The following is a 20,272-nucleotide window of genomic DNA, read 5'->3' on the forward strand; positions in this document are numbered from 1 at the left end:
CATACGATAAATAAGCACACGCAAATCAACGAGGTGGTGGTTAAGCGTATGGGGGAATTCTCGAGGCCGACTCAGCTCGACGAAGCCTTGCAGTGCATGAAACAAGGCTCTTGGCGTATTCTCGCCGGTGGCACGGATTTCTATCCTGCCCAGGGCGATCGACCGATCTCCGAGAGCCTGCTTGACCTTACCGCCATCCCCGAACTTCGCGGCATCACGAGAGAAGACTCCGGCTGGCGCATCGGCGGCCTGACAACCTGGACCGATGTCGTAGAAGCGCGGCTTCCCGCGGCGTTCAACGGCCTCAAGGCGGCGGCCCGGGAAGTCGGCTCGATCCAGATTCAAAACTGCGGCACCCTGGCCGGAAACATCTGTAACGCATCGCCCGCCGCCGACGGCGTGCCGCCCCTCCTGACGCTGAACGCCGAGGTCGAACTCGCCTCTCCCAGCGGTGCCCGCCGCCTGTCCTTGGCGGACTTCATTACCGGAGTCCGGAAAACGGCCTGCCGTCAGGACGAACTGGTCAGTGCCCTGTTCATTCCCGACGTCGGGCCGCAGAGCCAGGGTTCGTTTTTGAAGCTCGGGGCCCGGCGCTATCTGGTGATCTCGATCGCCATGGTCGCCGTGATGATCACGCCCGATGCGCAGGGTAAGATCGCGGAGGCCCGTGTTGCGGTCGGCTCCTGTTCGCCGGTTGCGCAGCGCCTGAAAGGCCTGGAGGAAAGTCTGATCGGACAGGCAGCGAAAAGCGGACTGTCCGAAGCTGTCACGGCTGAACATGTCGCAGGTCTTGCTCCGATCAATGATGTGCGGGGAACCGCCGATTATCGCACGGATATCGCCGCAGAGCTGGTTCGGCGCGCTCTGGAGCGCGCCGTTGCACCGATCGGTGAGGCGGGACCCGCATGAACGTCGTGCTTTCCTTTTCACTCAATGGTGAGCCGACCCGGCTCGAAGCGCCGCCTGCGGAACGCCTGACCAAATTGCTCCGTGAGCGCCTGGGCAAAACCGGCACCAAGGTGGGTTGCGACGCGGGTGACTGCGGCGCCTGTACTGTTCTGATCGACGGTGAGCCGGTTTGCGCCTGTATGACCGCCTCGGCCCAGGTAGAGGGCCGCGCGGTGACCACCATCGAGGGTCTGGCCGCAAACGGCGCACTCTCCAAGCTGCAGCAATCGATGCTTCATCACGGCGCGGCGCAATGCGGGATCTGCACACCCGGCATTATCGTGTCCGCTGCGGCCTTGCTCGAGAAAACACCGAAGCCGAGCGAAGAGGAAGTCAAGGACGCCCTGGGCGGCGTGCTGTGCCGCTGCACGGGTTACCGCAAGATCATCAGCGCGGTCATGGAGGCATCGGACTTTGCGATAGCCCCATTGCGCAGCAACTCCGGCGCCGCCGTCGGCGCCCGCCTCAACCGGGTCGACGGTGAAGCCAAAGTTCGCGGCACGGAGATTTTCGGCGCCGATACCGGGCTTTCCGAAAGCCTGCTGATCCGCGTGATCCGCTCACCCCACCACCGCGCGGCCTTTATCTTCCACGACCTGGAGGCCTATGTCTCGTCGCACCCGGGCGTCGAGATGGTCCTGACGGCGGCGGATGTACCCGGGAAGAACAACTTCGGCGTGATCCCGCCTTTCGCGGATCAGCCGGTCTTTGCTGAAAACGAAACCCGGTTCCGGGGCGAGGCGGTCGCGGCAGTGGTCGGCACGCCCACCGCTATCGAGGGACTCGACCTCGAAGACTTTCCGGTTGAGTGGCAGGAGTTGCCGCATAGCCTGACGCCTGAAGACGCGCTGGCCGAGTCCGCGCCGCAGCTTCACCCCAACCGGCCCGGCAACCGCATGGCCGTCGGACGGGTGCGCTGCGGGGATATCGCGGCCGGTTTCGATGCAGCCGCCGCTTCCGTCGAGGGCAGCTTCTCCACCGGCTATATCGAACACGCCTATATCGAACCGGAAGCCGGAATGGCGCGGCGGATCGGTGACCGGCTTGAGATCGAAGTCTGCACACAGGCGCCTTATATGAACCGCGATGAGATCGCGGCGATTCTGAACGTTGCGCCAGAGCAGGTCCGCGTGATTCCCACGGCGGTGGGCGGCGGCTTCGGCTCCAAGCTCGACCTCTCGACCCATCCTTTCCTGGCCATCGCCGCCTGGAAACTGGGCCGTCCCGTGCGGATGGTCTACACCCGCGGCGAGTCCATGGCGTCCACCACCAAGCGCCACCCGTCGCAGATCACAGCAAAGATCGGCGCGACCCGGGACGGCAAACTCTGTGCCATGAAATTCGATGGCATCTTCAACACAGGCGCTTACGCCTCCTGGGGTCCGACCGTGGCCAACCGCGTACCGGTCCACGCCTCCGGTCCTTACCGCATTCCGAATTATGAGGCCGTGGCACAGGGCATCCACAGCAACGGACCTGTTTCAGGCGCCTTCCGGGGCTTCGGGGTCCCCCAGTCGGCGATTGCGCAGGAGAGTCTCTTCGATGAACTGGCCGACGAACTGGCCATGGACCGGCTCGAATTCCGGATCATCAACGCCTTGGAAAACGGTGTCCCCACAGTCACGGGTCAGGTCTTCGGGCAAGGCTGCGGTGCGAAGAAATGCCTGGAGGCCCTCCGCAGCCGTTGGCGGGACGCCCGCGATAAAGCGGCCGCTTGTAACGCCGATCCCAGGAATGCCGGATTGAAGCGCGGTGTCGGTCTCTCCGGGCTATGGTACGGCTGCGGCAATACCTCTCTGCCGAATCCCTCGACCATCCAGGTCGGCCTGAAGGCAGACGGACGGCTTGTGCTTTTCAACGGTGCGGTGGACATCGGCCAGGGCGCCAATACCGTGATTGCGCAGATTTGCGCCGACGCCATCGGACTGCCGGTCGAGGCAATGGATTTCGTCAACGACGACACCGACCTGACGTCGGACGCCGGTAAAACCTCGGCATCGCGTCAGACCTTCATTTCCGGCAAAGCGGCCTTTCTCGCGGGCGAAAGTCTCCGCGAGAAGCTGTTGCGCTTCGCCAACGTCTCAAGCGATGCACGGCTTTGGCTGGACGGCGATCATCTGTTGGCAGACGATGACGACGGCAGCCATCGCATCGCACTGTCGGGCCTTGCAAGTGACGGTGAAGGTTTCGTTGCCATGGGTGAAGGCACCTTCGACCCGCCGACCTCGCCGCTCGACGAGAACGGACAGGGCGAACCCTACGCGGCCTATGGTTACGGCGCGCAGATGATGGAGCTGGAGGTCGATGAAGCCCTGGGCACGGTGAAACTGATCAAGTTGACCGCCGTCCATGACGTCGGCCGCGCCATCAACCCGACCCTGATCGAGGGGCAGATCGAAGGCGGCTCGGCGCAGGGGATCGGTCTTGCGCTGATGGAAGAATTCATACCCGGGCGCAGCGAGAATCTGCATGACTATCTGATTCCCACCATCGGCGACATTCCGCAGATCGAATCGGTCGTTCTGGAAGAGCCTGACCTCCACGGCCCATACGGCGCCAAAGGCCTGGGAGAGCATGTGCTCGTCGCCACCGCACCGGCGATCCTCAACGCCATTCGGGACGCCACCGGGGCAAGCATCCGGAACCTGCCGGCGACCCCGGACAAGGTCCATGCCGCGCTCCGTGCACGAGAGAAGAAACAGGTGTCAAATGGATCAGGCTGAGCAGCGCAGGGCGCAGACAAAACCCGCCGCGGCGGTCGAAAAGATCCGCTGCGACGCCTGTCCGGTGATGTGCTATATCGCCGACGGGAAATCAGGCGCCTGCGACCGCTATGCAAATCACGCGGGTGTGCTGGTGCGCCTTGACCCGCTGACCATAATCGAACAGGCCAAGGACGACGGCCACAAGCTCGTGCCCTTCATGAACCGCGAGGAGGAATGGAGCGGCGATCTGGTCGGACAGAGCGGCTTCGTCACGGCGGTCGGCGCGGGCACGACCTACCCGGACTACAAACCCGCGCCCTTTATCGTTTCGAGCAAAGCCGACGATGTGGACATGGTGACCGTGGTAACCGAAGGCATCTTCAGCTATTGCGGCGTCAAGGTGAAGATCGACACCGACCGGCATCTCGGACCGGAACAGGCCGTGGTCCGGGCCGCGGGCGAGGCGGTCGGCCACGTCACCACCGGCGAGTACGGCTCGCAGATGCTCTCGCTCGGCGGGGTCAATCACCTGACCGGCGGGTCGAAGAAAGAAGGCCGGATCACCTGCGACACCCTCTTGAACCTCTGTAACGGCAAAGCGGTCGAGCTGACCATCGACGAAGGCTCCGACGTTGTGGTGCAGGCGGGAAAACCGCCGATCGTCAACGGCTTCCAGGAGGAGCGCATGCGGGTCGGTTGTGGCTCCGCCACCATCGGCATGTTCGCGCAACAGTGGTTCGGTCACAGCGACGAGGTGGTGGTGGTCGATGACCACATCACGGGCGTGCTCTCGGAACATCAGGCCGGGAAAGTCCTGGGCGTCGAACCCACCGGCATCAGGATCAAAGGCCGGCGTTCCACCCCCGGGCGCTACTTCCAGGTTGCGGAGCCCGGTGCCGGTTGGGGTGGGACAGACGTTGACGACCCCCTTGCGATCCTGGGCGATTTCGACCCCAAGGTCGCCAAAGCGGGTCAGAGCCTGCTCATGGTTTCGACCACCGGGGAACAATACGCCTACTTTGAGCTGGACGACGAGTTGAAGCCGGTCGAAAAGGATTTACCCGCCAGCCTCAAGGTTTCGGTCGAACGCATCGCCGAGAACTGCGAACCGGCCTGCTGTTCAGTGCTCTTCATGGGCGGTGCCGGGGGGTCGCTGCGGGCCGGTGTCACCGAGAATCCGGTGCGGCTAACCCATTCGGTCAAAGACACCCTGACATACGTTTCCTGCGGCGGTGCGCCGGTCTATGTCTGGCCCGGCGGCGGTATCACGGTTATGGTGGACGTGACCCGCATGCCGGAAAACTCCTTTGGCTACGTCCCGACACCGGCCATCGTCGCCCCCATCGAATTCACCATGCGCCTCGACGACTACGAACAGCTCGGCGGCTATATGGACGCAGTGGTCTCCATGGAGGATGTACTGGCGCAAAGCGGCTCGCGGCGGGTGCAAAATCCGGACGACAACCCCTGGCCGACAACGAGCAAGCTCTATCGCTGGGACAGGGATCGCGGGTCATGAGCTGGGCCAGTCCTCAATCGGCCATCCTGAGCGACGGCCGTCTGCATCTCCAGCAGGGACCGATCGACCTGATCATCGAAGCGGTTGCGGATCAGGATCAGCGCGCGCTTGCCTTCGTCGCGGCACAACGGCGGTTTCTGATGGTCTTGACCGAACTGGTCGAGGAACTGACCGCGTTGCGCCAGCCCGTTACGACCACCGGCGAGGCGTTCCGCGGCAAGATTGCGCGCCGTATGGCCCAGGCGACATGGCCGCTCGCCGACCGTCACTTTATCACGCCCATGGCCGCGGTTGCCGGCGCCGTCGCAGATGACATTCTATATGCCATGACGCATGGCGCGCAGCTTGAGAAGGCCTACGTCAACAACGGCGGCGATATCGCCCTGTATCTTGCCCCCGGGCAATCCTTTACCACCGGACTGGTCGCCGACCCGCGGAGACCGCAGCTCGACGGGCGCTTTACCGTGAACGCCGGAGAGCCGGTGCGCGGCATCGCCACCAGCGGACGTCACGGCCGCAGCCTGTCGCTCGGCATTGCCGATTCGGTCACGGTCCTTGCGTCCTCTGCGGCGGCGGCGGACGCGGCGGCAACGATGATTGCCAACGCGGTCGATCTTCCCGGACACGCCGCCATTGAGCGGCAAGCCGCCTGCGAGCTGGACCCGGACAGCGATCTGGGTGCGCGCGAAGTCACCGTCGAACTGGGGTTCTTGAACCCTCAAGAGGTGTCGCACGCCCTTGCGAATGGCCTCGCGGAAGCCCAAAGGCTCCGGGACGCCAGACTTATCCATGCGGCGGTGCTGACGTTGGAAAACCAGATCGAGGTTTGCAACAAAGCCTTCCCCCTGATCCTTGAAACCCCAAAAACTGAAAGAGCGGCCCATGCCTGACGTCGAGCTGCGTAAAATGCTGGTCACGGTCGAAACCATCTACCACGAGTTCGGCCCCGCCCCCGCTCAACCACTGCAGCGCGCGGCTGCGCTTGCGATCATCCGAAATCCCTTTGCAGGCGGCTACGTGGAAGAGATTTCCGGTTTCATGGACGACCTGAAACCACTTGGTCTGGACATGGCGGACCGGCTCATCGCTGCGCTGGGCGGGGATCCGGCTGTGGTCGAGGGTTTCGGCAAGGGCGCAATTGTCGGCACTGGCGGCGAGCTGGAGCACGGTGCGCTCTGGCATGTGCCGGGCGGCTACTCCATGCGCGAGCGTCTGGGCGATTCCAAAGCCATCGTGCCCTCGACAAAAAAGGTCGGCGGTCCCGGCACCCGTCTGGATATCCCCATCACCCATATCAATGCGTCTTATGTGCGCAGCCACTTTGACGCCATTGAGGTCGGCCTGCCGGACTCGCCGCGGCAGGACGAAATGCTGCTGGCTTTGGTGATGAGCACGGGTGCCAGGATTCACAACCGCGTCGGCGGTCTGGCGGCCGCGGATATCAGGGGAGAGGACGGATTGCGATGAGCGCGAAGATCAGAAAAATCATCACATCGGTCGAACAGACTCATAAAGAAATCGGCCGCGAAGTCTCCCCGCCCACGCGCAAGGCCGTGGCCGTGGCGGTCATCGAAAATCCCTTTGCCGGCAAATACGTGGAAGACCTGGATCCGCTGATGGAGATCGGCGCCGAGCTGGGTGGATTGCTGGGTGACGCCTGCGTCGCGGCGCTGGGCATCGAACCGGCAGAGGCCGAGAGCTACGGCAAGGCCGCTATGGTGGGCGAAAACGGCGAGTTGGAGCATGCCGCCGCCATTCTGCATCCGCGCCTGGGCGCGCCGCTGCGCAAGGCGGTTGAGAAGGGCGCGGCTCTCGTGCCCTCGTCCAAGAAGATGGGCGGGCCCGGTCAGGCCCTGGATGTGCCGCTGGGCCACAAAGACGCGGCTTACGTCCGCAGCCATTTCGACGGCATAGAAGTGCGCGTTCCGGATGCACCGCGCCCCAATGAAATCATGGTTGCGGTTTCGGTTACGGATTCCGGCCGGCCGCACGCCAGAGTTGGCGGCCTGGAAGCGGGCGATGCCGTCGGCGAGGACGGTCTGCGTTAGCACTAAGGCGCACCAGGAACTGTAGTGGATCAGGATTTGACGTTCCGAAGATCACAAACGAATAGCCATAGAGCCCGAAATACCGCATTACAGGTGGCTCAATTTGGCGACAACTTTGGAACGACGAGGGGAACATGATTGTATCGGTGATCGACCGCGAGGGTAAAAGCCATGAACTGCCCGCCAAACCGGGGCAGGTTCTGATGCGCGTCCTGCGCGACGCGGACATGGGGCTGAAGGCGGAATGCGATGGCTGTTGCGCCTGCGCGACCTGTCACATCTATGTCGACAACGACTGGTACGGCAAGCTGGACGCACCGGCGGACGAAGAGCAGGACATGCTGGACGAGGCCTTTGACGTTCAGGAGAACTCGCGCCTGTCCTGCCAGATCACCCTGACGGAAGAGACGGACGGATTGAAGGTCGTGATCGCGCCTGACTGGGACTAGTTTTTAAAGGTCCGGATTCTGGGCCAGGCCGGGCGGACCGGCCTGGGTGGCCATTGGAGGACAGGGAAATGGAGTACGTTCGTAACACTTGGTACGTCGCGGGCTGGTCGAGCGAATTCGGCCGCTCTCTCACGCGCGCAACGATCCTTGAGGAGAACGTGGTCCTTTACCGCAAGAGCGAGGGTGGCGTTGCCGCCCTCGAGGACCGCTGTCCGCACCGTCTGATGCCGCTCTCCAAGGGCAAGCTGAAAGACGACTGTATCCAGTGCGGCTATCACGGCATGACCTTCGACCAGGACGGCAACTGTGTGCGCATTCCGGGACAGGAGGCGATCCCGGCCAGTGCCTACGTCCGGGCCTATCCGACCCATGAACGCCATGGCATCGTCTGGATCTGGATGGGTGACGCCGAGAAGGCCGATCCCAACTCGATTTTCGATCTGCCGCAGTTCACCGATCCCAAATGGTCGATGCATCACGGCGACGCGCTGCATCTAAAATCGAACTACCTCAATGTCGCCGAGAACCTCTGCGATCCGGCCCATGTGAGTTTCGTGCACCCCACCACATTGGGCAACTCCGCCAGCGAGGAGGTGCCGGTCAGCACCGAGAAAGACGGCGATGTCATCGTCACCTCGCGCTGGATCCGCGATGCGCCGCCGATCGGCTTTTTCCAGAAGTTCGGCGGGTTTACGGGCAACGTGGACCGCTGGCATTACTACTACCTGCACCCGCCCTGCGTGGCGGCGATCGACTTCGGCAGCGCCGATGCCGCGCTCGAACTGCCGGAAGACAAGCGGGACGAGGGCGTGCGGATCTTCGCGCTGCATTTCATGACGCCGGTCAACGCCACCACCACCATCGACCGCTGGATGCACCTGCGCAACACGGCGATGGAAGACGAGACCGCGGCACCGCAGATGGACGAGATGTTCCGGGTCGCCTTTGCCGAGGACAAGGTCATTCTGGAAGCGATCCAGGAGGAGGAACTGCGGCCCCAGAGCCGCCGCCCGATCCGGCTCGCCATCGACAAGGGACCGAATTTCTACCGGCGGATCGTCGAGAAGATGATCGCGGCGGAAAAACAGCCTGATGTGGAGACCACAGGAGGTGCATCGCAAACGGCCGCCCAATAGGGCCGAACCGGGCTTCCGATTTGGGCAAAAGAAAATAACAAGAATGGACAAAACAGGAGAGAAGACATGTACAGGAAACTGGTTGGCCTGACGGCGGCGGTCGCGATGGCCGCAAACGTCATGGGAACGGCGGCCTTTGCCGCGGATACCATCAAAATCGGCGATATCAACAGCTACAAACGTCTGCCGGGCCATACGATCCCCTACAAGAACGGCGCCGTTCTGGCGGTCGAGACCATCAACGCCAAGGGCGGCGTGCTGGGCAAGCAGCTGGAAATGATCTCGCGCGACGACCAGGGCAAACCCGGCGAAGCCATTAAGATCGCGGAAGAACTTTTCACCAGCGACGAAGTCGTGATGATCACCGGTTCGCTCTTCAGTCACGTCGGTCTGGCACTGGCTTCTTACGCCGGACAAAAGAAACGGCTCTATCTCGCCGCCGAACCCCTGGCTGATGCCCTGGTCTGGGGCAAGGGCAACCGCTACACCTTCCGCCTGCGGCCCTCCACCCACATGCAGGCGAGCATGCTGGCCGAAATCGCCGCGGAAAACCCGGCGAAACGCTGGGCGACCATCGCGCCGAACTACGCCTACGGCAAGGACGCGGTCGCGGCTTTCAAAAAGGCGCTGATGGAAAAACGCCCCGACGTGGAATTCGTGACGGAGCAGTGGCCGGGGCTTTTCAAGATCGATGCCGGCGCCGAGATCCAGGCGCTTGAAGCCTCCAAGCCCGAGGCGATCTACAACGTGACTTTCGGCGGAGATCTGGCGAAATTCGTGCGCGAAGGCGCGCTGCGCGGACTCTTCAAGGACCGGCTGGTGCTGGGCCTTCTGACCGGCGAGCCGGAGTATCTGGACCCGCTGAAAGACGAAGCCCCCGAAGGCTGGGTGGTGACCGGCTATCCCTGGTACGCGATCGAGGAACCGGCGCATAAGGCCTTCGTCGAAGCCTATCAGGCCCGCTGGGACGACTACCCGCGGATCGGCTCCCTGGTCGGCTACAACACCATCCTGAGCATCGCCGCCGCAATCGAGAAAGCGGGCTCCACCGAGACCGAAGCCATGGTCGAGGCCATGAAGGGGTTAACTCTTGACACGCCTTCGGGTTCAATCACTTACCGGGCCATCGATCATCAATCCACCATGGGCGCCTGGGTCGGCACGACCACCGTCAAGGACGGCAAGGGCATGATGGTCAACTGGGCCTACAAGGAAGGCGCCAACTACCTGCCCTCCGACGAGGAAGTCCGGAAACTGCGCCCGGCGACGGACTGATCCGGCGCAGCCTCGATGCAATCCCGGCGGAGCTAAACAGGTAGTGGGAGGGCGATTCACGTCCTTGATTGCTTCAATCAAGAACGATCGCGCTCCGCTCCGCCGGGCAGGGGCCCGGTATGAGCGAAAAGCCTGCTGTTATCCCCCGGATTCTTTTCGTTATGACATACAATTGTCACAACTCTTCGTAAGTTTCAGCTCTGCGTGAAGTAAGGGCCTTAGCCTTAGCGAGATCAGATGGATTTCTTCATCGTTCAAATTCTGACCGGCCTGTCGAACGCGGCGGCGTTGTTCCTGGTCGCCTCGGGACTCTCGATCATTTTCGGTGTCACCCGGGTGGTCAATTTCTCCCACGGCTCCTTCTACATGCTGGGCGCCTTCATCGCCTATTCGCTGATGACGGTGCTGCCGGGCTTCATCGGGTTCTGGGCGAGCATTCTGCTGGCCGGTGTCGCGGTCGGAGTGATCGGCCTGATCGTCGAGCTGGGCGTGCTGCGGCCGATCTATAAATCGCCGGAGCTCTTTCAGCTGGTGGCGACCTTCGGGGTGATCCTGGTGATCCAGGATCTCGCGCTGCTGATCTGGGGCCCGGACGATCTGATCGGCCAGCGGGCGCCGGGCTTCGAGGGCGTGGTGAAGATCGGCGACCAGCTGCTGCCGAGCTACGACCTGGTCCTGATCTTCCTCTCGTTTCTGGTCCTGGGCGGCCTCTGGTTTCTCTTCAACAAAACCCGCGTCGGGATTCTGGTGCGCGCGGCGACGCAGGACCGCGAGATGGTCGGCGCGCTGGGCGTCAACCAGTCCTGGCTCTTCAGCGGCGTCTTCTTTCTGGGCTCGGCCCTGGCGGGCATCGGCGGCGCGGCGCAGCTGCCCAAGGGCGGTGCCGACCTGCTGATGGATTTCAACATCCTGGCGCCTGTTTTCGTGGTGGTGGTGATCGGCGGCATGGGCTCGATCCCCGGCGCCTTCGTGGCCGCGCTTCTGATCTCCGAGCTCAACGTCTTCGGCGTCCAGTTCCTGCCGCAGAGCACGCTCGTCCTCATGTTCGTGGTCATGGCGGTGGTGCTGATCTTCCGGCCCTGGGGCCTCTTCGGCCGTCCGGAGATCGTCGGCAGCCACGGCAGTCAGGGCCCGCCGGAAGCGCCCTTGCGCGCCTTCTCCGGCCGCCTCTGGCTGGCGCTCGCCGCCGCCGTCATCGCGCTGACCGCCGTGCCCTTTTTCGGCGGGACCTTCCTGCAGGTGCTGCTGGCGGACGTCATCATCGCCTGCCTCTTCGCCACCAGCCTGCACTTCATCCTGGGGCTCGGCGGCCTGGTCTCCTTCGGCCACGCGGCGACCTTCGGCGGCGGGGCCTACGCGGCGGCGCTGCTGGTGCAGTTCTCGGGCGCGTCCATGGAGCTCGCCATGCTCTTCGCCCCCTTCGCCGCCGGCCTGCTGGCCCTGGTCATCGGCTGGTTCTGCGTACGGCTGTCGGGCGTCTACTTCGCCATGCTGACCCTGGCCTTCGCGCAGGTGGTCTGGTCGGTGGCCTTCCAGTGGGGCGAGGTCACCGGCGGCGACGACGGCATTCTGGGCATCTGGCCGAGCGCCTGGGCCAGCGGCACCACGGCCTACTACTACCTGGTGCTCACGGTCGGCCTCAGCGGCATCGCCACGCTCCTGTTCATGGCCTACACCCCTTTCGGCTACGCCCTGCGCGGCGGGCGGGATTCGGCGCTGCGCAGCGAGGCCATCGGCATCAACGTGCGCCTGGTCCAGTGGTCGGCCTTCATCTTCGCGGGCTTCATGTCCGGGCTGGCGGGCGCGCTCTTCGTCTTCGCCAAGGGCAGCATCTTCCCCACGGAGCTGGAGATCGCCCGTTCCTTCGACGCGCTGATCATCGTCTTCCTGGGCGGCGTGCAGTCGCTCTTCGGGCCCCTGGCCGGCGGCGTGGTCTTCACCCTGCTGCAGGACTGGCTGTCGCGCTTCGAGTACTGGCGGCTGTTCCTGGGCCTGCTGATCATCGGCATCGTGATCCTGCTGCCCAACGGGCTGGTCGGGGTCGGCCAGTGGATGCGCGGGCGCTTCGGCGGGCCAGCCAACAGGCTTGAAGAAGCGCGAGAGGAGGCGGGCTGATGTCTTTCCTGGAAGTCCGCGGCCTCTCAAAATCCTTCGGCGGCGTGCGCGCGGTCAACGAGGTCTCGCTCGATCTCAAGCAGGGCGAGCTGCTGGCCCTGATCGGGCCGAACGGGGCGGGCAAGACCACCTGCTTCAACATGCTCTACGGCCAGCTCAAGCCGGACCAGGGTTCGGTCAAGCTGAACGGCCAGGAGCTGGTCGGCCAGACGCCCCGAAAGATCTGGCGCCTGGGGGTCGGGCGCACCTTTCAGATCACCGCGACCTATGCCTCCATGACCGTCATGGAGAACGTGCAGATGGCGCTGATCTCCCATCACCGGGGCATCTTCTCGGTCTGGCCGCCCGCCTCGCGCCGCCATCGTCCGGAAGCCAAAGCGCTGCTGGAGCTGGTCGGCATGGAAAGCCAGGCGGAACGCGCCGCCTCGGTCCTGGCCTACGGCGATCTCAAGCGCCTGGAGCTGGCCATCGCCCTGGCCCACAGTCCGCAGCTTCTCTTGATGGACGAGCCCGCCGCCGGCATGGCGCCCAAAGAGCGCGTCGGGCTGATGCAACTGACCGCCGACATCGTGAAGGAACGCAACATCGGCGTGCTTTTCACCGAGCACGATATGGATGTGGTCTTCTCTCATGCGCACAGAGTCCTGGTGCTGAACCGGGGCGAAATCCTGGCGGACGGCAGCGTCGAGGAGGTGCGCGCCAACCCGCGCGTGCAGGAGGTTTACCTGGGCGGCGGCTCGACCTTTGGGGAGCAAGGGGCCGGCGAAGAAGCAAGCGGGAAACAGGAGGGATTGGCCGATGCTTGAGCTGGAGCGGATCAACACCTTCTACGGCCGCGCCCACATTCTGCATGACCTGTCGCTGTCGGTCTCGGACGGCGAGGTCGTCGCCCTGCTGGGCCGCAACGGCGCGGGCAAGTCGACCACCCTGAAAAGCATCATGCGGCTGGTCGGCGCGCAGTCGGGAAAGATCACCTACGGCGGGCAGGACATCACCGCCCTGCCCGCGCACCGCATCGCCAAACTGGGCATGGGCTACGTGCCGGAGGAACGGCGGATCTTCACCGACCTGACCATCCTGGAAAACCTGGAGGTCGGCCGCCAGCCGCCGCGCCAGGGCGCGCCGGACTGGACCCCCGAGAAGCTCTTCGAGCTCTTCCCCAACCTGGAGGAACGGCGCAACAATCTGGGCGGCGCCATGAGCGGCGGCGAGCAGCAGATGCTGACCATAGCCCGCACCCTGATGGGCAATCCGAAATTCCTGCTGCTGGACGAACCCTCGGAAGGACTGGCCCCGGTGATCGTCGAGCAGGTCGCCTTCACCATCCGCGAACTGAAAAAACTCGGCCTGACCATCCTGCTGTCGGAACAGAACCTGCACTTCGCCAAACTGGTCGCCGACCGCGCCTACATCATCGAACGCGGCGCGGTGCAGTACGATGGGACGATTGAGGAGCTGGAAAATAACGAAGAGGTCCGTAAGGCTTATTTGAGTGTTTGATTAGGTTTCGGCTGACGCCGAAACCGGCACCAGCCCGCTCCCCCTCCCGGCCACCCATCGGAATTATCATGTGGGTGGCCGGGAGGGGGAGCGGGCCTGCACCGAGCTAGACTAAACAAACAGACCCGACACCGAGCCACACGGATAACAACCAACCGGCACTGCGCCGCTGAATGTGAGACACTGCGGATCAAACGCGAACCGCAAAAACAACAACGAGAACACCGTGAAGAGAACCGCAGTCAACGCCAATGCGCGCCCCGCATCCCCAGAGACGGCGGAGGAGTCCTATCAGCTCGACGATCAGTTCGGCTTCATCCTGCGCCAGGTTTCCCAACGCCACACGGCGATCTTCGCGGAGACCATCCCCGAGGGCCTGACGACAACCCAGTTCGCCACCATCGCCCGGCTTTACGAGCTCGGCTCCTGCTCCCAAAACCGCCTGGGCCGCCTGACCTCCATGGACGCCGCCACCATCAAAGGTGTCATCGCAAGGCTCGCCAAACGCGACCTGGCGAAAACCTGGACCGACCCGGAAGACAGCCGGCGTTTGCTCGTGGGCTTGACGGATGAGGGCCGCGCGCTGGCGGAACGGGCCTTTCCGAAAGCCTTTGAGATTACGGATAAAACGTTGGAACCGCTGAGTGCAGGGGAGCGGGAAGTGCTGATGGAGTTGTTGGTACGGTTGCGGTAGGGCGTCTGTTCCCAAATTTGACAAATTACTCATATTTACTATATATTGGTAACATTACTTGTTTAAGCGATGGGAACCAACATGGCCAAAACCACCAGTATTTCCCTGGGAGATCATTTCAATGACTTCGTTGAACAGCAGGTCGCTTCGGGGCGTTACGGCTCTGCGAGCGAGGTGGTGAGGGCTGGCTTGCGGTCTTTGGAGCAGCTTGAGACAAGGCATCAAGCCCTGCAGAAGGCGATATCTGCAGGCCTTGAGAGCGGTATCGCGGAAGATTTTGATATGGACGCACTACAGAAAGAGCTGGACGCCGAGGCGTGACCGGTTTTCGCGTCAGTAAAGCGGCGCTTGCGGATCTCCGAAGTATCGGCCGCTATACAGAAAAACAATGGGGAAGGTTACAGCGGCGGCTTTATCTGAAAGGTCTCAACGACGGTTTCAAAACCCTGTCGGTCACACCCACAATCGCCGCCGAGAGACAGCAATTTGAGCCGCCGGTCCGGATCCACCCCTACGAAAAGCATCTGATCGTTTACGTCCTGGAAGAAAAGGGAATTCTAATCGTCCGCGTGCTACATCAGAGTATGGATGTTCCAGGGCAGTTGTCGAGTGATCATAAGTAGTATTATGTCCCTGTGTTTTAAACTAACTTGTTTCAAACTATCCCCGAGGGCCTGACCACCACCCAGTTCGCCACCATCGCCCGCCTCTACGAGCTGGGCTCCTGCTCCCAAAACCGCCTGGGCCGCCTGACCTCCATGGACGCCGCCACCATCAAGGGCGTCATCGCAAGGCTCGCCAAACGCGATCTGGCGCAGACCTGGACCGACCCGGAAGATAGCCGGCGTCTGCTGGTGGGTTTGACGGATGAGGGCCGGGCGCTGGCGGAGCGGGCCTTTCCGAAGGCCTTTGAGATTACGGATAAGACGCTGGAACCGCTGAGCGAGCGCGAGCGGGAGGTGTTGATGGAGCTGTTGGTGAGGTTGAGGTAGGGGGTTGAACTTTGTCGTCGTTGGATCGAATTGAGGCAAAACGCCAAGCTCTGCAAATCGCTATCAGCGAAGGTTTTGAGAGCGGTATAGCCGAGAACTTCGACATGGTTGCCTTACAGAGGGAACTTGATGAAGAGGCAGGCAGCTTCCAGGTGCAGGCATTTGACGCACAAAAGAAAACCTGACCCAGATCACCACTTGAGAAACTGCAAATATAGCACGCAGTCCCACCTTGAGTAATAAACGTAAATTTGTGATGCTATAGCCCGTAAAACACGAATAATTAGGCTCGTGCCGTGGATATTAGCGATATAGACTTGACAGAATTGCCGTCTGGTCGCGAAGAAGCATTCGTGTATTTTGAGAAATCTGTCCGAGACAAGCATGAAAGATCAGTTCAAGATGATCGAGACTTCCATTCCGATCAAAACAATAATTATGTGGGTAGACTTGAACCTGAGAGAGTATACATATCTGCGATATTAGCTTTTTTAGATGAATATAATCTTCATATTGATGTTCCAGATTTAAATAATATTACAAGAGAGCAAGAAAACGACTTCTTAGCGGAGCTTAATAATTTTAAATACAAAATACACTATGCAGTAACTAGATTCAGTCTGCGAAAAGTGAGAATAGAGGATGGCAGTGTTGGCACGACAATATTGATTACATCCACATATAAGTCTGAGATAGGAAAACTGCTCGAAACTATACGGAAAATAGTCAACCAAGAAGTTACAGACACATGTAAAAAAGACAAAATTTTTTCGAAAATCTCCGACCTTCAGCTGGAGGTAGACCGCGATCAAACAACTATAGATGCATTGTTTGGACGAGTTCTCAGCCTATCAAAAACGATAGGACAAGTTGCCGAAAATCTTACCCCGCTTCTGGATAAGTTGGAACGGATAAAGAAACTAATTTGGGATGGAGCAAAGGAAGTAGAGGCACTTCCACAAAAGGAGAGACGAAAACTTATTCCAAAAAATCTAGATGACAAAATTCCTTTCTAATAATATAAATATCGAAAATACATAATAATTCCTCATTTTTAATAAATCATGCATTATTTTTTAGAACCAATTTAACGCCTATTCTCTGAAAGAAAACGAAACGGGATTTAATACACAAATACTGACCTCTATCAACATAGACAAATACGCTCCTACATGCTCATAGCCTAGCATCCAAGTCTTTGCTAAAAAACCGCATCTCAACTATCCTGAGGTGAGTTTTCACATCACACATGATTGCAATACCTTACAGGTTTCTACATAATTTCCGGGAGCTTGCGGGCAGAATTACTGCCGCGCAATCGCGGCAAATGACAACAATGGTAGGCATGCTGCTTTCCGTCCATGATCCCTTTGCGAATATCTATGAATATTCGGTCGTCTCGCATAAGAGTGCCCGCAAGCTCACCTAAGCAAAGAGAATAAATTGTCGGAACTTAATAAACTAAAAGCAGCAAAAAATCTGAGCGACGTTGCTCAGCTACTTGGGTTTTCACCAAAGGGTCTAGCGTACGTTCTGTACAAGCAAAAACCTGAACAAAAATATAAACACTTCGAGATTCCCAAGAAAACAGGCGGCACGAGAAGTATTTGCGCACCAACTTCGCAGCTAGCTCTATTGCAAGAGCGATTAGGCGAACATCTCTATCAATCTGTTTTAGAACTTAAAAAAAAGGAGCCATACCTGTGGGCAGCTTCACATGGGTTCCACAAAGGGCGAACCATCGTCTCGAACGCCCAAGTGCATCGACGTCGACGCTTTGTTTTTAATGTTGATATTGAAGATTTTTTTGGGGCAATCAATTTCGGCCGGGTGCGAGGTTACTTCATTAAAGATCGTGCCTTCGAGCTTGACCCCAAAGTCGCAACCATCATCGCTCAAATCGCTTGCCACGAAAACGCTCTGCCACAAGGTAGCCCTTGTTCGCCAATCATCTCCAACCTAATCGGAAACATTCTTGATCTTAGGTTGATCGCCTTGGCCAAGAACGCAAAGTGTACCTACACCCGGTATGCTGATGATTTGACATTTTCGACAAATCTGAAACGGTTCCCGTCAAAAATCGCGATCAGCGTTGAACAAGGCAAATGGGTTGCTGGAGATAGGCTTGTGACAGAAATTGGCCGCGCGGGCTTCAACCTAAATTCAGTTAAAACCAGAATGTCACATCGACAATCCCGCCAGACAGTTACCGGTCTTATAGTCAACAAGAAAGTCAACATTAGGCAAGAGTATTACCGAACTGTCCGGGTAATGTGCAATTCAGTATTCCAAACAGGCGTTTACTATCGTCCAATCAAAGATGAAGAGACGGAGCCTATATTTCTAAATAATCTCAATCCGTTGGAAGGCATGCTCTCCCATATCTATTTTGTCAAAGCGAGGCGCGACAGGCAGCCAGGAGTCAACAAACTCGCGAAATTCGCAAACGAACTAGTCGTTCCTGAGGCGCCAACTCAGCTTTACCGCAAGTTCCTTTGTTATAAGCATTTTGTTGCGCTTGCGTCACCGCTGATCGTAACCGAGGGAGTTTCGGACATCACCTATTTGAAGTGTGCGATTAAATCGCTCTCAAACCAATTTCCAAACTTGGTTGAGAACAATAACGGTATGCGTCAAGTAGCCATAAAGTTCCTGAAGCCAACAGGCATATCAAGAGACATTCTGAATTTGGCACATGGAGCGACAGGCCAAGCCTCACTTATCAGCAATTACGCAAACCAATTAAAAAAGTATACACACAAACCAATCGATCATCCGGTCATTATTTTGTGCGACAATGATGATGGTCCAAAAACGGTCTTTAAGAACGCAAGGTCGAAAACCGGTAAGGATGTTTCAAAAACTACAATCGACTCATTTTATCACCTCGTAGAAAATCTTTATCTCGTAAAAGTGCCCGAAGGTGATCCTCCAGGAATCCGAGAGCTCGAAGATTTGTTTCCCAATGAATGGTTTGACGTCAAGATCAATGGAAAGCCTTTTAACCGAAAGAAAGACCACGGCGATACTACTGCCTATGGAAAGGTGATTTTTGCTGAGAGCGTAGTTCGTCCCAACACGCACAAGATTGACTTTGCCGGTTTTGTTCCTTTGCTGTCCCGGATTGAAGGCTGCATCGCGCACTATAAATCACGCAAGTTAGCAGAGATGACTACCACCGCCGCAAGCGGCTTATAGCTTCAAGACTGCTGATACTGTCACTGATGATTTTGAGGTCGGCATTGCTTTACGCATCTGGTCACGGGGGTCAGGTTTAATGGGTTGGTCCTTCCTTGCAGTGAAGATATAGGCACATCAATTGTTGCACACCGAAATCCCGGTGGGCCGGGCCATCCCATTAGACCTCACCCCGTGCCCCACTCACCCCGTGCCCATTCAGAAGCGACTGCGAGATGAAACTGTGCACCCAGCTGGAGCGCCAACGCCATGCCTCATGTCATAAGATATTTTGATAAAGCCGACGAGTCGTACGCCGGAAAGCTGGAACTGGCGGATATTCCATTGAATAAGCTTCAAGAGTTATTTCATACGCCACCTGAAGACCCGATGTACGAATGCTTTCCCATTCACGAAACGCAGGCAAAGTTCTTTTATGAGTTTGCGAAAATTAAACTCGACATCGAAAGCTATGATTATTTCCTCGAATATGATGCATAGGCTGTGCGTAAAGAATCGGGCAGACCTCAATTTGAATGTGTCGCTAAAACGTCCGTAGCCACGAAGCAGCAAAAATGAACGAAAAGCAGATCGAGAACCTACTCAATCAGTCAGCGCAGGAGCGCTACGAATACTTTGTGAGATATTGTGCTGACTTCCAGGAAGTCTGGGGCCTGACGGTCGGTGAAGACGGCTGGGTGATTTTCAAGGATTCCGATGGGGATGAAGTTTTCCCGCTCTGGCCGCACAAGGATTTGGCTGAAGTCTGTTGTTTCGGAGAGCACAGATCTATGGGCGCCAAACCTCAATCGATCCCGCTGGATTCTTTCCTGCAAAACTGCGTCCCGGATATGATCTCGGAAAAGATATATTTCGGCGTTTTCTATAACAAGTCCCGGGAAGGACTTGCCGTTGACGGCTACAGCCTCAAAGAAGCGCTTGAGGCCGAAGTTTCTTCGGTGTGGGAATAGCTTTTGAACGCGAGGTCAGGTTGCCGTTTGCGAGGGATACTGCAGGACCCAACGCTCAAAACCGGATCAGACTCTGATCGCTACAGTTAGTTAAGGAGCAACGATGTTTGAGCCCAAGGATTTTGATCGACTTGATTACTGGAAATCCTTGTCGGATAGCGACCTTCAACAACAGTTTGACCAGGATGCAATAGCAGCCCTAAAGCGAATCCTGCAGGAGCTTGCCGATGAGAAGCATAGGGACGTTGAGATTCTGCCGGATAACTTCGTAGAGTTGGTAAGAAAGGTCTCGAGCCTAAAACAAAGTGGAGCCAGAGCCCTTGGCGATGCTCTCATAGAAGCAGGCAAATTTATTGAGGCAGGCTTGTACGAAGAGGCGCGTGCGGTTTACTTGGAATACCTGGATTCGTGTGAAGCTGAGTTTTACAGACGAATCGTACGCGAACAGCTTGCATCGATAGCGGACAGATAGAGGTTTTTGTGAATCTGTGTGCAGGGTCAGGTCTGAGATTGTGCGCGATTTTTTTGCACTCAACGCACAAAATCAGACGTGACCCCGATCACAAAATGTATGGCCCGCCCCTTTCTGACAAGGTGAAGGTTGCGTTCTGGCATTTTGCAGTCTGCGCTAATGTATCCGGCCTTTGAGTGAAGCGGTCTTTGCTTCTGGCCACGATGGGTATCCGCGCGCGCTCGTCCTCATAAGACCTTCGGTTTCGCGAACCGATGTTTTGTTCAGGTTT

At 58.7% G+C, this 20,272-nt stretch carries 22 protein-coding genes; all 22 read left to right on the plus strand.

Translation table 11 applies throughout. The features are described 5' to 3' along the window. Positions 1 to 48 precede the first annotated feature (48 nt). The 22 genes from FKG95_RS25395 (at position 49) to FKG95_RS25495 (ending at position 20,001) form a co-directional block, all read left to right on the plus strand. A complete protein-coding gene (locus FKG95_RS25395) occupies positions 49 to 909 on the plus strand; it encodes an FAD binding domain-containing protein (RefSeq protein ID WP_142899282.1) in 861 nt (286 codons plus the stop codon). Beyond that, a complete protein-coding gene (locus FKG95_RS25400) occupies positions 906 to 3,671 on the plus strand; it encodes a molybdopterin-dependent oxidoreductase (RefSeq protein WP_142899253.1) in 2,766 nt (921 codons plus the stop codon). Before FKG95_RS25395 ends, FKG95_RS25400 begins: the two co-directional genes overlap by 4 nt. Then, complete coding sequence (locus FKG95_RS25405; RefSeq protein ID WP_142899254.1) at positions 3,658 to 5,172, plus strand: 6-hydroxynicotinate reductase; 1,515 nt, start codon at positions 3,658 to 3,660, stop codon at positions 5,170 to 5,172. The genes FKG95_RS25400 and FKG95_RS25405 overlap by 14 nt, the downstream gene beginning before the upstream one ends. Continuing rightward, a complete protein-coding gene (locus tag FKG95_RS25410; protein WP_142899255.1) occupies positions 5,169 to 6,062 on the plus strand; it encodes a UPF0280 family protein in 894 nt (297 codons plus the stop codon). The genes FKG95_RS25405 and FKG95_RS25410 overlap by 4 nt, the downstream gene beginning before the upstream one ends. Further along, positions 6,055 to 6,639 (plus strand): amino acid synthesis family protein, encoded by a 585-nt coding sequence (locus FKG95_RS25415; protein ID WP_142899256.1) that lies wholly within the window; start codon positions 6,055 to 6,057, stop codon positions 6,637 to 6,639. Before FKG95_RS25410 ends, FKG95_RS25415 begins: the two co-directional genes overlap by 8 nt. Continuing rightward, entirely contained in the window at positions 6,636 to 7,220 is a 585-nt protein-coding gene (locus FKG95_RS25420; protein WP_142899257.1) for an amino acid synthesis family protein, read from the plus strand. Before FKG95_RS25415 ends, FKG95_RS25420 begins: the two co-directional genes overlap by 4 nt. 134 nt (positions 7,221 to 7,354) lie before the next feature. Continuing rightward, a complete protein-coding gene (locus FKG95_RS25425; RefSeq protein ID WP_142899258.1) occupies positions 7,355 to 7,669 on the plus strand; it encodes a 2Fe-2S iron-sulfur cluster-binding protein in 315 nt (104 codons plus the stop codon). Positions 7,670 to 7,737: 68 nt separating this feature from the next. Then, complete coding sequence (locus FKG95_RS25430) at positions 7,738 to 8,805, plus strand: aromatic ring-hydroxylating dioxygenase subunit alpha (protein ID WP_142899259.1); 1,068 nt, start codon at positions 7,738 to 7,740, stop codon at positions 8,803 to 8,805. 66 nt (positions 8,806 to 8,871) lie between these two features. Continuing rightward, the gene (locus FKG95_RS25435; RefSeq protein WP_142899260.1) at positions 8,872 to 10,080 is read left to right on the plus strand and encodes an ABC transporter substrate-binding protein; all 1,209 of its coding nucleotides are present in this window, start codon (positions 8,872 to 8,874) and stop codon (positions 10,078 to 10,080) included. 237 nt (positions 10,081 to 10,317) lie between these two features. Further along, positions 10,318 to 12,195, plus strand: coding sequence for an ABC transporter permease (locus FKG95_RS25440; RefSeq protein ID WP_142899261.1), 1,878 nt, complete (start codon positions 10,318 to 10,320; stop codon positions 12,193 to 12,195). Continuing rightward, positions 12,195 to 13,001 (plus strand): ABC transporter ATP-binding protein, encoded by an 807-nt coding sequence (locus FKG95_RS25445; protein WP_142899262.1) that lies wholly within the window; start codon positions 12,195 to 12,197, stop codon positions 12,999 to 13,001. Before FKG95_RS25440 ends, FKG95_RS25445 begins: the two co-directional genes overlap by 1 nt. Further along, positions 12,994 to 13,695, plus strand: coding sequence for an ABC transporter ATP-binding protein (locus FKG95_RS25450; RefSeq protein ID WP_142899263.1), 702 nt, complete (start codon positions 12,994 to 12,996; stop codon positions 13,693 to 13,695). The genes FKG95_RS25445 and FKG95_RS25450 overlap by 8 nt, the downstream gene beginning before the upstream one ends. Positions 13,696 to 13,921: 226 nt before the next feature. Then, positions 13,922 to 14,389 carry a MarR family winged helix-turn-helix transcriptional regulator gene (locus FKG95_RS25455; protein WP_142899264.1) on the plus strand — a complete coding sequence of 156 codons (468 nt, stop codon included), beginning with the start codon at positions 13,922 to 13,924 and terminating at the stop codon, positions 14,387 to 14,389. Positions 14,390 to 14,470: 81 nt separating this feature from the next. Continuing rightward, positions 14,471 to 14,710, plus strand: coding sequence for a type II toxin-antitoxin system ParD family antitoxin (locus tag FKG95_RS25460; RefSeq protein ID WP_142899265.1), 240 nt, complete (start codon positions 14,471 to 14,473; stop codon positions 14,708 to 14,710). After that, positions 14,707 to 15,012 carry a type II toxin-antitoxin system RelE/ParE family toxin gene (locus FKG95_RS25465; protein ID WP_142899266.1) on the plus strand — a complete coding sequence of 102 codons (306 nt, stop codon included), beginning with the start codon at positions 14,707 to 14,709 and terminating at the stop codon, positions 15,010 to 15,012. Before FKG95_RS25460 ends, FKG95_RS25465 begins: the two co-directional genes overlap by 4 nt. 27 nt (positions 15,013 to 15,039) lie before the next feature. Further along, positions 15,040 to 15,381 (plus strand): MarR family winged helix-turn-helix transcriptional regulator, encoded by a 342-nt coding sequence (locus FKG95_RS25470; protein ID WP_142899267.1) that lies wholly within the window; start codon positions 15,040 to 15,042, stop codon positions 15,379 to 15,381. Between the two features lie 11 nt (positions 15,382 to 15,392). After that, positions 15,393 to 15,566: a hypothetical protein gene (locus FKG95_RS29800; RefSeq protein ID WP_179954284.1), complete on the plus strand. Its 174-nt coding sequence runs from the start codon at positions 15,393 to 15,395 to the stop codon at positions 15,564 to 15,566. Positions 15,567 to 15,677: 111 nt separating this feature from the next. Further along, positions 15,678 to 16,397, plus strand: a complete 720-nt coding sequence (locus FKG95_RS25475; RefSeq protein ID WP_142899268.1) for a hypothetical protein — start codon at positions 15,678 to 15,680, stop codon at positions 16,395 to 16,397. Between the two features lie 427 nt (positions 16,398 to 16,824). Next, positions 16,825 to 18,579 carry a retron Ec67 family RNA-directed DNA polymerase/endonuclease gene (locus tag FKG95_RS25480; RefSeq protein ID WP_142899269.1) on the plus strand — a complete coding sequence of 585 codons (1,755 nt, stop codon included), beginning with the start codon at positions 16,825 to 16,827 and terminating at the stop codon, positions 18,577 to 18,579. 249 nt (positions 18,580 to 18,828) lie between these two features. Next, positions 18,829 to 19,059: a DUF7683 domain-containing protein gene (locus FKG95_RS25485; protein WP_142899270.1), complete on the plus strand. Its 231-nt coding sequence runs from the start codon at positions 18,829 to 18,831 to the stop codon at positions 19,057 to 19,059. A gap of 74 nt (positions 19,060 to 19,133) precedes the next feature. After that, entirely contained in the window at positions 19,134 to 19,529 is a 396-nt protein-coding gene (locus FKG95_RS25490) for a DUF2750 domain-containing protein (RefSeq protein ID WP_142899271.1), read from the plus strand. Between the two features lie 103 nt (positions 19,530 to 19,632). Further along, positions 19,633 to 20,001, plus strand: coding sequence for a hypothetical protein (locus FKG95_RS25495; protein WP_142899272.1), 369 nt, complete (start codon positions 19,633 to 19,635; stop codon positions 19,999 to 20,001). Positions 20,002 to 20,272 lie beyond the last annotated feature (271 nt).

The sequence above is a fragment of the Denitrobaculum tricleocarpae genome (assembly GCF_007004665.1).
Lineage (GTDB): Bacteria > Pseudomonadota > Alphaproteobacteria > Kiloniellales > Kiloniellaceae > Denitrobaculum > Denitrobaculum tricleocarpae.